The 14,672-nt window shown below is 75.0% G+C and carries 12 protein-coding genes, 1 tRNA gene and 1 pseudogene; 7 read left to right on the forward strand and 7 right to left on the reverse strand.

Annotated elements, in window-relative coordinates; translation table 11 throughout:
* Nucleotides 1-16 precede the first annotated feature (16 nt).
* Complete coding sequence (locus AC3WT4_RS05740; RefSeq protein WP_492314951.1) at nt 17-1,504, reverse strand: DUF4232 domain-containing protein; 1,488 nt, start codon at nt 1,502-1,504, stop codon at nt 17-19.
* Between the two features lie 227 nt (nt 1,505-1,731).
* On the opposite strand from AC3WT4_RS05740, the gene AC3WT4_RS05745 reads away from it, so the two are divergent.
* Nucleotides 1,732-2,472: a DUF2625 family protein gene (locus tag AC3WT4_RS05745; RefSeq protein WP_083384559.1), complete on the forward strand. Its 741-nt coding sequence runs from the start codon at nt 1,732-1,734 to the stop codon at nt 2,470-2,472.
* Nucleotides 2,473-2,479: 7 nt separating this feature from the next.
* On the opposite strand, the gene sigJ is transcribed toward AC3WT4_RS05745, so the two are convergent.
* Both sigJ and AC3WT4_RS05755 read right to left on the reverse strand, forming a co-directional pair.
* On the reverse strand, nt 2,480-3,415 hold the full coding sequence (gene sigJ, locus AC3WT4_RS05750) for an RNA polymerase sigma factor SigJ (RefSeq protein WP_492314952.1): 936 nt from the start codon (nt 3,413-3,415) through the stop codon (nt 2,480-2,482).
* Nucleotides 3,412-4,170 carry an SDR family oxidoreductase gene (locus AC3WT4_RS05755; protein WP_492314953.1) on the reverse strand — a complete coding sequence of 253 codons (759 nt, stop codon included), beginning with the start codon at nt 4,168-4,170 and terminating at the stop codon, nt 3,412-3,414. The genes sigJ and AC3WT4_RS05755 overlap by 4 nt, the downstream gene beginning before the upstream one ends.
* Nucleotides 4,171-4,299: 129 nt before the next feature.
* Between AC3WT4_RS05755 and AC3WT4_RS05760 the strand changes: the two genes are divergently transcribed.
* The 4 genes and pseudogenes from AC3WT4_RS05760 (at nt 4,300) to AC3WT4_RS05775 (ending at nt 8,808) form a co-directional block, all read left to right on the forward strand.
* Nucleotides 4,300-5,031: a GntR family transcriptional regulator gene (locus AC3WT4_RS05760; protein ID WP_492314954.1), complete on the forward strand. Its 732-nt coding sequence runs from the start codon at nt 4,300-4,302 to the stop codon at nt 5,029-5,031.
* Between the two features lie 29 nt (nt 5,032-5,060).
* Nucleotides 5,061-6,575: pseudogene (locus tag AC3WT4_RS05765) on the forward strand (MmgE/PrpD family protein); the annotation flags it as partial.
* 101 nt (nt 6,576-6,676) lie between these two features.
* Nucleotides 6,677-7,594 (forward strand): methylisocitrate lyase, encoded by a 918-nt coding sequence (prpB, locus tag AC3WT4_RS05770; protein ID WP_074802999.1) that lies wholly within the window; start codon nt 6,677-6,679, stop codon nt 7,592-7,594.
* An 80-nt stretch (nt 7,595-7,674) separates the two neighbouring features.
* Nucleotides 7,675-8,808 carry a bifunctional 2-methylcitrate synthase/citrate synthase gene (locus AC3WT4_RS05775; protein WP_492314955.1) on the forward strand — a complete coding sequence of 378 codons (1,134 nt, stop codon included), beginning with the start codon at nt 7,675-7,677 and terminating at the stop codon, nt 8,806-8,808.
* A gap of 119 nt (nt 8,809-8,927) precedes the next feature.
* Here AC3WT4_RS05775 and AC3WT4_RS05780 read toward each other — a convergent pair whose 3' ends face one another.
* From AC3WT4_RS05780 to AC3WT4_RS05795, 4 genes are all read right to left on the reverse strand, one after another.
* Nucleotides 8,928-10,163 (reverse strand): NAD(P)/FAD-dependent oxidoreductase, encoded by a 1,236-nt coding sequence (locus AC3WT4_RS05780; RefSeq protein WP_492314956.1) that lies wholly within the window; start codon nt 10,161-10,163, stop codon nt 8,928-8,930.
* Nucleotides 10,164-10,293: 130 nt separating this feature from the next.
* A tRNA-Pro gene (locus AC3WT4_RS05785) sits at nt 10,294-10,370 on the reverse strand.
* A gap of 213 nt (nt 10,371-10,583) precedes the next feature.
* Nucleotides 10,584-11,564, reverse strand: a complete 981-nt coding sequence (locus AC3WT4_RS05790) for a metallophosphoesterase (RefSeq protein WP_492314957.1) — start codon at nt 11,562-11,564, stop codon at nt 10,584-10,586.
* Nucleotides 11,528-13,876, reverse strand: a complete 2,349-nt coding sequence (locus AC3WT4_RS05795; protein WP_074802988.1) for a transglycosylase domain-containing protein — start codon at nt 13,874-13,876, stop codon at nt 11,528-11,530. Before AC3WT4_RS05795 ends, AC3WT4_RS05790 begins: the two co-directional genes overlap by 37 nt.
* Nucleotides 13,877-14,014: 138 nt before the next feature.
* Here AC3WT4_RS05795 and sp36 point away from each other — a divergent pair, with 138 nt between their 5' ends.
* Complete coding sequence (gene sp36, locus AC3WT4_RS05800) at nt 14,015-14,179, forward strand: Sp36 family protein (protein WP_021481786.1); 165 nt, start codon at nt 14,015-14,017, stop codon at nt 14,177-14,179.
* Complete coding sequence (locus AC3WT4_RS05805; protein WP_108047796.1) at nt 14,179-14,667, forward strand: RidA family protein; 489 nt, start codon at nt 14,179-14,181, stop codon at nt 14,665-14,667. The genes sp36 and AC3WT4_RS05805 overlap by 1 nt, the downstream gene beginning before the upstream one ends.
* The last annotated feature ends 5 nt before the right edge of the window (nt 14,668-14,672 follow it).

A 14,672-nucleotide genomic window follows, 5' to 3' on the forward strand; every position in this document is an offset into this window, starting at 1 on the left:
ACCGCGGGGGGGCTCGTCATCCCGCCCGCGCGGGCGTCCACGACCCGATCGTCGCGGTCCCGCCGCCGAGCAGGTCGAGCCCGTCCCCGACGCCGGGGATCCCGGCGAGCCCGACCACGGCCTCGGGGTCGCCCGGGTGCGGGGCCACGAGCAGCGTCGTGACGAGCGGCGGGTCGTCGGCCGTCGACCCGCCGCGCCACGAGAGCGCGGCCCAGGCCGTGGCGCCCGGCGCGAGCGTGAGCGGGGCGAGGCCGTCGTCGTCCGGCTCGAGGAGCACGTCCGTCTCCGTGCCGTCGTCGGCGACGAAGCGGACGGCGGGCGCGCCCGCGAGGACGCACTCCGCGGCGCCGTCGTTGCGGGCCGTGACGGTGAGGAACCGGCGCCCCGCCGCGGCGTCGAACCCCAGCGCGCCCAGCGCGAGGTCGTCGGGCCCGCACGCGCCCGCGGGGCGCGTCCCGGTCGTCGGGGCGGCGGCTCCCGCGACGAACCCGGAGCGCGTCGCGGACGCGCCGCCGTCGGTCGAGCCGTGGACCTGGTACGCGAGCGGCGGGCCGGCGTACGCGGCGTCGTCGAGCACGCGCGCGACGACGGCCGCGTCGCCCGAGGTGATCACCGTGAGCAGGGGGTCCTGCGGGAACGTGTCGCGCACGGCCTCGTGCACGACCTGCGTCACGCCGGGCTCCGCGGCGACGCCGACCAGGAGCGTGAGCAGGGCGTCGTCGGGGACGGTGAGCCCGTCGCCGTCGTAGGTGCCGACGCCCGAGCCCTCGACGCCGAGGCTCGTCAGCCCGCGGCCCTCGGTGCGCACGAGCGCGGCGGTCGCGACGAGGTCGCCGGCCGCGCGGACGTCGACCGACGCGGACCCCGGGGAGAGGAACACGTGCCGCACGGGCTCGTGCGCGACGAGGCGCACCGCGTCGGCGACGGCGTCGGTCCCGAGGAGCTCGGGGCGAGGCTCCCCGGTGGCCGGGTCGACGCCGCGGTCGGTGTCCGCGCCCGGACCGTGCGCGACGGCGAGCGTCCCGCCACCCGCGCCCGTGCCCTCGACGCGGAGCGACCAGCCGCCACCGCCGGGCACGGCGGCGACGATCGCGCTGGCGTCGTCGGCGGTGCGCTGCGCCTCCTCCGGCGTCGGCAGCGGGCTGACCAGCGTCACGCGCGCCGACTCGCCCGCGGTCCCCAGGGCCTCCACGGCCGCGACGCCCGGCAGCGCGCGCAGCCGCGCCGCGACCGCCTCGCGGTCGCTCTCCGGAGAGGTCGGCGAGGGCGTCTCCTCGGGTGCGCCGGCCCTGGGCGCCACGGACGAGGTCGCCGGTGCGGGCTGCTCGGCGGCGGTGCGCAGCGCCGCCGGCCCGACGACGGCGGCCACCACCGCGAGGACGCCGCCCACGCCCGCGGCGGCCACCGCGACGAGGGGGCCGCGCCGTCGCCGCGCTCGTGGTGGGGCCGTCCGCGCGCCGGGGTCGGTGGCGCGCTCGGGAGAGGGCGTGCCGTCGTCGTCCACGGCCGCGACCGTACCGGCCGCCGCGACGGCGCGGGGTGGCGCGCCGACGTCCTCCCCACGGTCCGCCCGGCGTCTTCACCGTGCCGGGAACAGGCACGACCCGACCCGGGGCCGGTCACGGCGGGGAACCGGTCTTTTCGGCGCATCGCCGGACGAGCCGGGCGCGCAGGGGCCCCGCGCTTTTACCAGGACTCCTGCGGACCGGCAACATCTGGCATGATCCGGCCATGACAGTGCGGACGGCTGCGGAGCTCGCTGCGGTCGACGACCCGGCGTGGCCGACGCTCTCGCGCATGCTGGGTCGCGGCGGCGTCGAGGTCGTGCCTGCTCCCGCCTGGTCGCTCGAGGTCCTCTACCGGCTCCAGGTCACCGTCCGCTCGACCCTCGGCGCGCTCGCCCTGCACACGGGCGGGGTCCTCGTCGACGGCGGCTGGCTCCGGATCATCGGCGGGGGCGGGGCCGGGCTGCCGGACCTCGCGACCGTCAACGGCCTCGGGGAGCCGGGCGAGGACAGCGTCGCGCCGTCCGTCCTCGTCGTCGCGTACGACGTGCTCGGCGGCACGTTCGCGATCAACGGCGGTGGGCTCCCCGGCCCGCTCGGCAACGTCCACTACTTCGCGCCCGGCTCGCTCTCCTGGCTCGACCTCGGGTTCGGCCAGGCCGCGTTCCTCGAGTGGTCCGTGAGCGGGGGGACCGCCGAGTTCTACGCGCCCGTGCGCTGGCCCGGCTGGTACGACGAGATCGGCACCGTGCGCCTCGACGAAGGGCTGAGCGTCTACCCGCCCCTGTGGTCGGAGGAGGGGCGCGACGTCGCCCGGTCGTCGCGCACGCCCGTCCCGCTCGGCGAGCTCGTGGACTGGCACTTCGAGATGGCCGAGCGCATGGCCCCGGTCGACGACTACGTGCGCGACGCCGACGAGCACCTGGACGGCTACGGCACCTGGCCCGCGGACGGCTACCGCCCCTGAGCCCTGGTCACGCGGGGTCTGTGTCGAGGAGGCCCGTGGGCACCGTCCCCAGCTTGTCGGGGTTGCGCACCACGTCGATCGCGGCCACGCGCCCCTCGTCCACGGTGAACGCGATCACCGTGAGCACCCCGGAACCGTCGCGCAGGAGCAGCCCGGGCGCGCCGTTGACGTCGACCAGGCGCATCGCCTCGGGCGGCGTGCGCAGGTAGCTGAGCAGCACGGGACCCGCCGTCGCCGCCCCGCGCACGGTGTGCCGCAGCGCGCGGACCTTGCCGCCGCCGTCGCCCCGCAGCACGACGTCGGGGTCGAGCACCGCGAGCAGGGCTGGCAGGTCGGCGTCGGAGCAGGCCGCGACGAACGCCTCGACGGCGCGGGTCTGCTCGGCGCGCGTCGCGGTCCCGCGCGGCCGCCCCGCCTCCACGTCCTTGCGGGCGCGCGCCGCGAGCTGGCGGACGGCGGCGGGCGAGCGCCCGACGACGTCGCCCACCTCGTCGAAGGGCAGCCCGAACACGTCGTGGAGCACGAACGCGACGCGCTGCGCGGGGGAGAGGCGCTCGAGCACGACGAGCAGGGCCATGCTCACCTCCTCGTCGAGCGTCACGCGGTCGGCCGGGTCCGCCGCGTCGACGGCGCTCGCGGCGACCGGCGAGGCGGCGCCCGGGGTCGTCACGACCGGCTCCGGGAGCCACGTCCCGACGTACCGCTCGCGGCGTGCCCGCGCGCTCCCGAGCACGTCGAGCGCGAGCCGCCCGACCGTCGTCGTGAGCCAGGCCGCGAGGTTGCGGATCGCGCCCGCGTCCTGGGTGCGCAGCCGCAGCCACGCGTCCTGGACGCAGTCCTCGGCGTCGGACCAGGAGCCGGTGGTCGTGTAGGCGAGGCGCAGGAGGCGCGGGCGCTCGGCCTCGAACGCGCGCGCGAGGTCGTCCGCGGCCGGGCCGGTCACCGCGCAGCCGCCCGCTCGGCGCGCTGCGCGGCGAGCCAGACCCGGAAGGTCGTGGTGCCGCGGACGTCGGGGTGCGGGTCGGTGAGGCCGCCGGCGCGCAGCGCGCGACCGAGCGCGCCGGGGAGCGGCACCCGGACGGGGACGCCGCGCGAGCCGGTCGCGGCGCGCCAGGTGCGCGCCGCGTCGCGCAGGTCGAGCACCTCGGGACCCGCGACGGTCGTGGTGCCACCGAGCGGGTCGCGCACGGCCGCGGCCGCGACGGCGGCGCCCGCCTCGGCGGCGGCGACCGGCTGGACCGGGGCGCGCAGCAGGGGCACGACGCCCCGGCGCGCCGCGGCCCCGAGCGTCGCGGCGACGAGCTCGTGGAACTGGGTCGCCGCGACGACGGTCCACGGCACGCCGCCGTCTTCAACCTCGCGCTCCTGCGCGACCTTGGCGGCGTAGTAGGCCATCGGCACATCGTGGCACCCCACCACCGACACGAGCACGTGGTGCTGCACGCCCGCGGCGCGCTCGGCGGCGAGCAGGCGCCGCGTCCCGTCGACGACCGCCGCGCGCACGTGCCGCAGCGACGTCGCGGTGCTGCTCGCATCGACCACGACGTCGACGCCGTCGAGCGCCGCGGCGAGGCCCGCGCCCGTCGTCAGGTCGACGGGGTGCTCCCGCACGTGCCTGCTCAGCGCCCGCACCTCGTGGCCGCGCGCGGCCAGCTCCGCCACGACGTGCCGACCGACGGTCCCTGTCCCACCCACCACGGCGATCCTCATGCCCGGACGACGACGCGGCGCCCCGCGATGTGACATCGCGGCGCGGGTCAGAGGCGCGGGTCTGAGGCGCCGACCGAGTTGTATACAAGTGCGCAGAGGCTGTGGCACGATGGCCGGGTGACGACGACGCCCGAGCTGCGCACCGCCGTCGGGCAGGCCATGACGGCGCCCGGCGACGCGGGCCTCGCGCGCCGCCAGTCCGGCGCCCGCGCGGTCTACGACCTCCTGCGCGGCCGCATCATCGACGGCTCCCTCGCGCCCGACGCGCGGCTCACCGAGCCCGTGCTCTCCGCCGAGCTCGGCGTCTCGCGGACCCCGGTGCGCGAGGCGCTGCGGCTGCTCCAGGCCGAGGCGCTCGTCGTCGAGCTGCCCACCGGGGGAGTGCGCGTCGCGCCGCTCGACCTCGCCGACGCGCGGCGCGTCTACGACGTGCGCGCCCGCCTCGAGGGCCTCCTCGCCCGGGACGCGTGCGAGCGCGCCACGCCCGACGACGTCGCGCGGCTCGCGCGCCTCGTGACGCTCATGGACGCGGTCCGCGACCACGAGGACGAGGTGCTGCGCATCGGCGCCCAGTTCCACGGCGAGATCGAGGCGCTCGCCGACAACCGCTGGGGCTCGGCGCTCCTGCGCCAGATCCGCGGCCACGTCGACCGGTACCGCGCGCTCGCCGCGCGTCGTCGCGTCGGCACCACCGACCACGTCGACGAGCACCGCGCCGTCGCCGACGCGATCGCGAGCCGCGACGCCGCCGCCGCCGAGGTGGCGATGCGCGCCCACATCGAGCGCAGCGCCGCCCTCGCCGAGCAGTCGCTGCGCGGCGCGGGGTCGACGACCGACGACCTCCCCTGACCACCGCCCACCGCACGACGGAGACACTGATGCCGTACACCCACCACCTGCGCGTCTACCCCAGCGCGGAGCCGCTCGACCGCACCGACCAGCTCGCGTGGAAGCTCGCCGAGCTCGCGACCGACCCGGTCGAGGTCACGCCCGAGGTCGTCGACATGGTCGTCAACCGGGTCATCGACAACGCGGCCGTCGCCGCGGCCAGCCTCACGCGCGGCCCGGCCGTCGCGGCGCGCGGCCAGGCGCTCGCGCACCCGTACACGCCGGGCACGACGGTGTTCGGCTGCGAGCTCACCACCCGCACGAGCCCGGAGTGGGCGGCCTGGGCGAACGGCGTCGCGGTGCGCGAGCTCGACTTCCACGACACGTTCCTCGCCGCCGAGTACTCCCACCCGGGTGACAACATCCCGCCGATCCTCGCCGTCGCGCAGCACGCCGGGTCCGACGGCGCCGCCGTCGTCCGCGCGATCGCGACCGGGTACGAGGTCCAGGTCGACCTCGTGCGCGCGATCAGCCTGCACCGGCACAAGATCGACCACGTCGCGCACCTCGGGCCGTCGGCCGCCGCGGGCATCGGGACGCTGCTCGGCCTCGACACCGAGACGGTGTTCCAGGCGATCGGCCAGGCGCTGCACACGACGACGGCCACGCGCCAGTCCCGCAAGGGCCAGATCTCCACGTGGAAGGCGCACGCCCCGGCGTTCGCGGGCAAGGTCGCGGTCGAGGCCGTCGACCGGGCGATGCGCGGGCAGACGTCGCCCGAGCCGATCTACGAGGGCGAGGACGGCGTCGTCGCGTGGCTGCTCGACGGCCCGGACGCGGCGTACGACGTCGTGCTCCCGGCCCCGGGCGAGCCGAAGACCGCGATCCTCGACACGTACACCAAGGAGCACTCCGCGGAGTACCAGTCGCAGGCGCTCATCGACCTCGCGCGGGCCCTGCACGACGAGCACCCGTGGCTCGCCGACCCCGAGAACGTCGCGTCGATCGTCATCCACACGAGCCACCACACGCACTACGTGATCGGCTCCGGCGCGAACGACCCGCAGAAGTACGACCCGACGGCGTCGCGCGAGACGCTCGACCACTCGATCCCCTACATCTTCGCGGTCGCGCTGCAGGACGGCGGCTGGCACCACGTCGACTCGTACGCCCCGGAGCGCGCGGGCCGCCCCGACACCGTCGCGCTGTGGGCCAAGGTCACGACGGCGGAGGACCCCGAGTGGACGCGCCGCTACCACTCGACCGACCCGGCCGAGAAGGCGTTCGGCGGGCGCGTGGAGATCGAGCTGGCCGACGGCGGCCGCCTCGTCCGCGAGATCGCCGTCGCCGACGCGCACCCGCTCGGGGCGCGGCCGTTCGGCCGCGAGCAGTACGTGAAGAAGTTCCGCACGCTCGCCGCGGGCGTCCTCGAGGACGCCGAGATCGAGCGTTTCCTCGACCTCGCGCAGCGGCTCCCGGAGCTCACGCCCGCGGAGGTGCGCGAGCTGACGATCGTCGGGCGGCCCGGGCTCCTCGACTCCGTCCCCACCCCGACCGGCCTGTTCGAGCTGGGGCGCGACGACGCCGGCGAGGCGCCCGCCGCGTTCGAGGGCGAGGGCTTCACCATGCACGAGGCGGACGCGACGACCGAGGGAGAGGCCCGCTGATGCTGTACAGCCAGGTGACGCCGTCGGACAAGCGGCGCGCGTTCCGCGCGGCGCTCGACGCCGCGGCGACCACGGGGGAGCCGCTGCGGCTCCCGGGCGCGTTCAACCCGCTGTCCGCGCGCCTGATCGAGGACAAGGGCTTCGAGGGCGTGTACGTGTCGGGGGCCGTGCTGTCGGCCGACCTCGGCCTGCCCGACATCGGCCTCACGACCCTCACGGAGGTCGCGGGGCGCTCGCAGCAGATCGCGCGCGTCACCGACCTGCCCGCGCTCGTCGACGCCGACACCGGCTTCGGCGAGCCGATGAACGTCGCGCGCACCGTCCAGGCGCTCGAGGACGCGGGCGTCGCGGGCGCGCACGTCGAGGACCAGGTGAACCCCAAGCGGTGCGGCCACCTCGACGGCAAGGAGGTCGTCGGGCTCGACGAGGCGGCGAAGCGCGTGCGGGCGGCCGCCGACGCGCGCCGCGACCCCGGCTTCCTGATCATGGCGCGCACCGACGTCCGCGGCACGATCCCCGGCGACGCCGGGCTGCGCGCCGCGATCGACCGCGCCAAGGCGCTCGTCGACGCGGGGGCCGACGCGATCTTCCCCGAGGCCATGAAGGACCTGTCGGAGTTCGAGGCCGTCGCGTCGGCCGTGGACGTGCCCGTGCTCGCCAACATGACCGAGTTCGGCAAGTCCGAGCTCTTCACGCGCCGCCAGCTCGGCGACGCGGGCGTGCGGCTGATCATCTACCCCGTCACGCTCCTGCGGGTCGCGATGGGGGCCGCCGAGCGCGCGCTCGACGAGATCGCCGCGACCGGCACCCAGGCGGGGCAGGTCGAGGGCATGCAGACGCGCGCGCGCCTCTACGAGCTGCTCGACTACGCCGCCTACAACACCTTCGACGAGGGCATCTTCACCTACCGGCCCTGACGACCGGCCGGTGCCGCGCGCCCGTGGGGCCGCGGCGCCGGCATCTCCCCGCGACCCGTGCTGCACGAAGGAGTGACCGCATGACCACCACCGCACCGACCACCGACGCGCCCGAGATCCGCAAGGGCCTCGCGGGCGTCGTCGTCGACGTCACCGCGATCTCGAAGGTCAACCCCGAGACGAACTCGCTTCTGTACCGCGGCTACCCGGTCCAGGACCTCGCCGCGCGCCGCAGCTTCGAGGAGGTCGCGTACCTCCTGTGGCACGGCGAGCTGCCCACGCCGGAGCAGCTCGCCGAGCAGACCGCCGTCGAGCGGGCGCACCGCGCGCTGCCCGGCCACGTGCGCAACGCCATCCTCGAGCTGCCGACGACGTGCCACCCCATGGACGTCGTCCGCACCGCCGTCTCCCAGCTCGGCGCGCACGACCCCGACGCCGAGGACTCCTCGCCCGAGGCCGAGCAGGCCAAGGCGGTCCGCCTGTGGGCCGTGCTGCCCGCCGCCGTCGCGCTCGACCAGCGCCGTCGGCGCGGCCTCCAGCTCGTCGAGCCGCGCGACGACCTCTCCTACGCCGAGAACTTCCTGTGGATGACGTTCGGCGAGGAGCCCGAGCCCGCCGTCGTGCGCGCGTTCGAGGTGTCGATGGTGCTGTACGCCGAGCACTCGTTCAACGCGTCCACGTTCACGGCGCGGGTCATCACGTCCACGCTGTCCGACCTGCACTCCGCCGTGACGGGCGCCGTCGGCGCGCTCAAGGGCCCCCTCCACGGCGGCGCGAACGAGGCCGTCATGGCGACGTTCGCCGAGATCGGCACCGCCGACCGCGCGGCGGCGTGGCTCGACGACGCGCTCGCCCACAAGCGCAAGATCATGGGCTTCGGGCACCGCGTCTACAAGCACGGCGACTCGCGCGTCCCCACCATGCGCGCGACGCTCGACGACCTCGTCGAGCACTACGACCGCCCGGACCTCCTCGAGCTCTACACCGCGCTCGAGACCGCGATGACCGAGCGCAAGAACATCCTGCCGAACCTCGACTACCCGGCCGGCCCGGCGTACCACCTCATGGGCTTCGACACCCCGATGTTCACGCCGCTGTTCGTCGCGTCGCGCGTCGTCGGCTGGACCGCGCACGTCATGGAGCAGCGCGCCGCCAACGCCCTCATCCGCCCGCTCAGCCAGTACGTCGGCTCGCCCGAGCGCGCCCTCCCCTGACCACCACCCTCCCCCCGGGCCCTGCGCCGAACAGGTGGTCTGGGCGCGTCCCGCCGGCCGGACGAGCCGAGACCACCTGCTCGAACCGCCGGGACCGCCTGGTCGGCCGACGGAGGGCGTCAGTGGACGAACGACTCCAGCTCGGGGCGATCGGGCGGGCCGTCGCGGTGGATCAGTGCCTTGACGTCCTCCATGCGGTCCCAGACGTTGACGGCCATGCCGGCCTCGACGCGGCCGTCCTTGAGCCAGAACGCGACGAGCTCGCGGTCGGGGACGGAGCCGGAGAGCACGACCTCGTCGTAGGCGTCGGGCCCGGCGACGAAGCCGAGGTACTCCATGCCGACGTCGTACTGGTCGGAGAAGAAGTAGGGCAGCTCGGGGTAGGGGTCGGTCGCACCGAGCATCGCGCGGGCGGCGTGCGGGCCCTGGTGGAGCGCGGTCGCCCAGTGCTCGACGCGCAGCGACCGCCCGTAGCGTGCCGAGGGCACGCTCGCGATGTCACCCGCGACGAAGACGTCGGGGTCGGTGGTCTGGAGCGTCGCGGACGCGACGACGCCCCCCGTCGCGGAGTCGAGGGCGAGCCCGGCGTCCCGCGCGAGCCCGACGTTCGGGACCGCCCCCACGGCGACGAGCACGAGGTCGGCGTCGACGTGGGTGCCGTCGGCGAGGTCCACCCCCGTCGCCCGACGACCGTCGCCGGAGATGCCCATGACCTGGGCGCGGCGGTGGAGGTGCACCCCGCGGTCGGTGTGGACCTGCCCGTACAGCTCGCCCATCTCGGGCCCCAGCACGCGCTCGAGCGGGTGGGTGCCGAGCCCCATCACGGTGACCTCGAGCCCGAGCGTGCGGGCGGACGCCGCGACCTCCAGCCCGATCCAGCCGTCGCCGACGACGGCGAGCCGCCCGACGCCGTCGTCACGGGCCGCCCGCAGCGCGCCGGACAGGGCATCGCTGTCGTCGAGCGTGCGGAGCTCGTGGACGCCGTCCAGGTCGCCGCCGGGCAGGGGAATCCGGCGGGGGTCCGAGCCGGTCGCGATCAGCAGCTTCTCGTACGGCAGCGTGCGGCCGTCGTCGAGCGTCACGCCCCGCCCGGCGAGGTCGAGGGCCGTCGCCGTGGTCCCGGTGAGGAGCTCGACGTCGTGCGCGGCGTACCAGTCCGCCGCGAGCGGGAACACGGCGTCACGCTCGGCCTCACCGCGCAGGTAGTCCTTGGACAGCGGCGGGCGCTCGTACGGGCGGTGCGGCTCGCGCGCGACGACGGTGATCCCGCCGTCGTAGCCCTCCGCGCGCAGCGTCTCGACCGCCTTCGCCGCGGCGAGCCCTCCTCCGACGACGACGTGACGTCCAGCGCTCATGGCGACCTCCGCGGTGGTTCGGGACTGCGGACGGCCTCAGTCTCGCGCGAACCGGGGCGCGCCGCCGGGGGAGCGGCGGTGGGAGAACGACGAGAGGCCCGGGATCCTCGCGGATCCCGGGCCTCTCGGCTGGTCGGGGTGACAGGATTTGAACCTGCGACCTCTTCGTCCCGAACGAAGCGCGCTACCAAGCTGCGCCACACCCCGGCTGCTGGCCCACGTGACGGTCGACGAGGAGACCTCGTCTTCCCCGCGGGAAGCCTGCCCAGAATAGCCGACGAAGTGCCGTGCCACGAAACCCGATCCCTGTAACCCTGACGACACCCCCCACCCCGCTCTCGCCGAGCACGGGATCAGCGACCGAAAACCCGCGATCATGGTCGCCGACCCCGTGCTCGGCGGAGGGGTGGGGCGTCGTCGTCAGCGCGACGTCAGGGTGAGCAGCGTCGCCTCGGGGCGGCACGCGAACCGGATCGGCGCGTAGGGCGACGTGCCTGCGCCGGCGGAGACGTGCAGCCACGTCGAGTCCTCGCCGCCCGCGGCGTCGGGGCGGGGGCCCGGCCAGCCGTGCAGGCCCTTGGCCCGCTTGCGGTCGATGTCGCAGTTGGTCACGAGCGCGCCGAACCCGGGGACGCAGAGCTGCCCCCCGTGGGTGTGGCCGGCGAGCACGAGCTCCGCGCCGTCGTCGTGCATCTGGTCCAGCACCCGCCGGTACGGCGCGTGCGTGACCCCGAGCCGGAGCACGCCGCCCTCCGGCGGAGCGGCCGGAGCCTGCGACGCGGGCGCGGGGAAGACGTCGCGGTCGAGGTGCGGGTCGTCGACGCCCACGAGCTCGAGGCGGACGCCGCCGACGTCGAGGACGTCACGACGGTTCGTGAGGTCGACCCACCCGGCGTCGCGCATCGCGCCGGCCATCTCGGCTGCGGGCAGGAGGCGGGCCTGCGACGCGAACGGCAGCCGCGCGTCGGGCAGGAGGTAGCGCGCCGGGTTCTTCGGGACGGGGGCGAAGTAGTCGTTCGAGCCCAGGACGAACGCGCCGGGCACCGCCAGGAGCGGGGCGAGGGCGTCGAGCAGCGGCTCGAGCGCGTCGACGTGCGCGAGGTTGTCCCCGGTGTCGACGACGAGGTCGGGCTCGAGCTCGGCGAGCGAGCGCACCCACTCGATCTTGCGCCGCTGGGTCGGGACGAGGTGCAGGTCGGAGACGTGCAGCACCCGCAGGTCGCGCGAGCCGGGCGGCAGGACGGGGACGGTCGCCTCACGGAGCGTGAAGAGCTTCGTCTCCACGTGCGCGTACGCGACGCCCGCCACACCGACGGCGGCCAGCGCGCCCAGCCCACGCAGGGCCCGGCGCGCCCCGTCGGCGCTCAGCCGTTCCCCCCGCCGCCGAGGCTCTCCAGCCACGCGCCGAGGTCGCTCTCGCGGCCCGCGCCGTTGCTGCGGTCCCCGCGGTCGCCCCGGCCGCCGTCGGCCTCGTTGTCCGGCTGCTCGTCGGGCTGGTCGCCGCCCGGCTGGTCGCCGCCGGGCTGCTGACCGCCCTGGTCACCGCCGCCCTCGGGCGTCGAGGGGGAGGGGGTGCGCGGCGGGGGTGTCGGGGCGTTGACACGGCCCCAGTCCGGCTCGGCGAACCCGGGTGCCGGCTGGCCGGCGAGGATCTGGTTCATGTAGTCGCGCCAGGTCGGGGCGGCGAGGCTCGACCCGTACCAGTAGGGACGCGTCTTGCCGTTGATGGTGAAGCGGCCGTTCATCTCGACGTCGTTCTCGGCGTTGCCGATCCACACGGCCGTGGCGACCTGCGGCGTGTAGCCGATGAACCACGTGTGCTTGTTGAGGTTCGCGGTACCGGTCTTGCCCGCGGCCGGCCGGCCGTCGGCGAGCGCGTTGCCGCGGCCGGAACCCTGGGTGAGCACCTGCTGGAGGGCGTACGTGACCGTGTTGGCGATCGTCGGGTCGATGGCCCCGGGCTGGCAGTTCGCCGACGGGACGGGCAGCTCCTCGCCGTCGCCCGCGACCACCTTCGTGATGGCGATCGGCTGGCAGTAGGTGCCGCCCGCGGCGAACGTCGCGTACGCGGCGGCCATGTGCATCGGCGACGAGTTCTGGGTGCCGAGGATCATCGACGGCACGATCTCGATGTCGGTCTTGTCCTTCGACGACGGCGTGAAACCGGCCGCCTTCGCGGTGTCCGCGACGCCGCAGAGGTCGAGCTGGGAGGCGATCGTCGTGTAGGCCGTGTTGACCGAGTTGTACGTCGCCTTGAGCACCGTCATCGAGCCGCTGCCCGGGCCGTCGGAGTTCGCGGGCGTCCACGGGTCGTTGCCGAGGCGCTTGCAGCTCGCGCGGAAGTCCCGGCTGCCGATCCAGGTGCGCTTGTTCGCGTTGACCGTGTCGTAGAGCGAGTGCCCCTCCTTGAGCCACTCGGCGAGGACGAACGGCTTCCAGGTGGAGCCGGGCGAGAACCCGCGCGAGCCGCCGTGCGCCTCGTCGGTGCTGTAGTTCACGGCCGTCGTGTTGGGGGCGGGGTCCTGCGTGTTGTCGAACGCGCGGTTCTGCGCCATCGCGAGGATCTTGCCGGTCCCCGGCTCGATCGACACGATCGCGTCCTCGATCTGGCTCGGGTCGTCCGCCGGGACCGCAGCCGCCGCGTGCTGCTCCGCGGCCGCCTGCATGTTCGGGTCGAGCGTCGTGTAGATGTCGAGCCCGCCGCGGTACAGCAGCGCCTCGCGCTCGGCCTTCGTCTCGCCGAACACCGGGTCCGACATGATGACCTTCGTGACGTAGTCGCAGAAGAACGCGGAGCCGCCCGACGCCTGGCAGCCCGCCTCGAGCGGCTGGATGTTCTGGAGCGTCTCGGCGATGGGGGTGGCCAAGCCCTTGTCGTACTCCTCCTTGGTGATGTACCCCTGCTGGTACATCGTGTTGAGGACGACGTTGCGGCGGTTCTGGGCCTTCTCCGGGTCGGCCGTCGGGTCGTACGTGGACGGCGCCTTGGTGATGCCGGCGATCGTGGCCGCCTGGAGGTAGTCCAGGTCCTTCGCCGAGATGCCGAAGTAGTGCCGCGCGGCCGTCTCGACGCCGTACACGGAGCGTCCGAACTGGGCGATGTTGAGGTAGCCCTGGAGGATCTCCTCCTTGCCCATCCTCTTCTCGAGCGAGATGGCGAGCTTCGCCTCGCGCGCCTTGCGCCCGAGCGTGTCGGCCTTGGCCTCGTGCTGCGCCATGACGTCGCCGTCGCGCACGGCCTGCTCGATGAGGACGTTCTTCACGTACTGCTGCGTCAGGGTGGAGGCGCCCTGCGTCGAGCCGCCCGTGAGGTTGTTGACGAACGCGCGCGGGATGCCCTCGACGTCGACCCCGCCGTGCTCCCAGAAGCGCTTGTCCTCGATCGCGATGACCGCGTTCTTCATGGGCTCGGAGACCTGGTCCAGCGGGACGACGATGCGGTTCTCCGTGTAGAACGTCGCGAGCCGGGTCGTGCCGTCGTTCGCGTAGATGCGCGACTGCTCGGACAGCGGGCCCGGCTCGAGGTCGGCCGGCAGCTCGTCGAACACCTCGACGGCGGTGTCGGTCGCCGTGTTCGCCCCGGCGGCGAGCGGCACGAGGAGCCCGGCCGCGAGCACCCCGCCGACGCCGGAGACCAGCACGAACGCCAGGAAGAGGGCGACGAGCTGGTACGCGTTGATCTGCCGGCCGCGAGGACGCACAGGGGAAGCCATGGTGCCAACCCTACGGGAGCAGCGCCCGGAGAGCCCCGGAAAACCGGCTCTCCCGGGTGTGCGGGTTGTGTAAGCATCCCGGGGCGGCACGCCCGTCCGGCCGCGCCGCGGCCCGTGCCGTCCGACTACGCTCGCCCCATGGCAACCACCTGGGAGTACGCGACCATCCCCCTCATCATCCACAACACGAAGGCCGTCCTCGACCAGTGGGGCTCCGACGGCTGGGAGCTCGTCCAGGTCGTGACCGGCCCGGACGGCAACGGCCTCGTCGCCTACCTCAAGCGCCCCACCGGGGAGAAGTAGTGCCGGGCGTCCCCGCCGGGGCGGTCGCCGCGCGCCTCGCGGAGCTCGGGATCACCCTCCCGAGGGTGGCGGCCCCGGTCGCCGCCTACGTCCCCGCGGTGCGCTCCGGCCGGTACGTCCACACCTCGGGCCAGCTCCCGTTCGTCGACGGCGCGCTGCTCGCGACCGGCAAGGTGGGCGACGGCGAGGGCCTCGTCGCACCCGCCGACGCCGCGGACCTCGCGCGGGTGTGCGCGCTCAACGCGCTCGCGGCCGTGCACGACGTCGTCGGGAACCTCGACGACGTCGTCCGGGTGGTCAAGGTGGTCGGTTTCGTGGCGAGCGACCCGTCGTTCACGGGCCAGCCCGGCGTCGTGAACGGTGCGAGCACCGTCCTCGGCGAGATCTTCGGCGAGGCCGGCGTGCACGCCCGCAGCGCCGTCGGCGTCGCGGTCCTGCCGCTCGACGCCCCGGTCGAGGTGGAGCTCGTCGTCGAGCTCACGAAGTAGCCCGC

Source organism: Cellulosimicrobium sp. EB106-03-01-XG111 (genome assembly GCF_058792115.1).

Excerpts from the sequence above, each read along its gene's own strand:
- prpB (WP_074802999.1), top strand. The coding sequence starts at position 6,677 with ATGCTGTACAGCCAGGTGACGCCGTCGGACAAGCGGCGCGCGTTCCGC.
- sp36 (WP_021481786.1), top strand. The coding sequence starts at position 14,015 with ATGGCAACCACCTGGGAGTACGCGACCATCCCCCTCATCATCCACAAC.
- AC3WT4_RS05780 (WP_492314956.1), bottom strand. The coding sequence starts at position 10,163 with ATGAGCGCTGGACGTCACGTCGTCGTCGGAGGAGGGCTCGCCGCGGCG.
- AC3WT4_RS05775 (WP_492314955.1), top strand. The coding sequence starts at position 7,675 with ATGACCACCACCGCACCGACCACCGACGCGCCCGAGATCCGCAAGGGC.
- AC3WT4_RS05745 (WP_083384559.1), top strand. The coding sequence starts at position 1,732 with ATGACAGTGCGGACGGCTGCGGAGCTCGCTGCGGTCGACGACCCGGCG.
- AC3WT4_RS05795 (WP_074802988.1), bottom strand. The coding sequence starts at position 13,876 with ATGGCTTCCCCTGTGCGTCCTCGCGGCCGGCAGATCAACGCGTACCAG.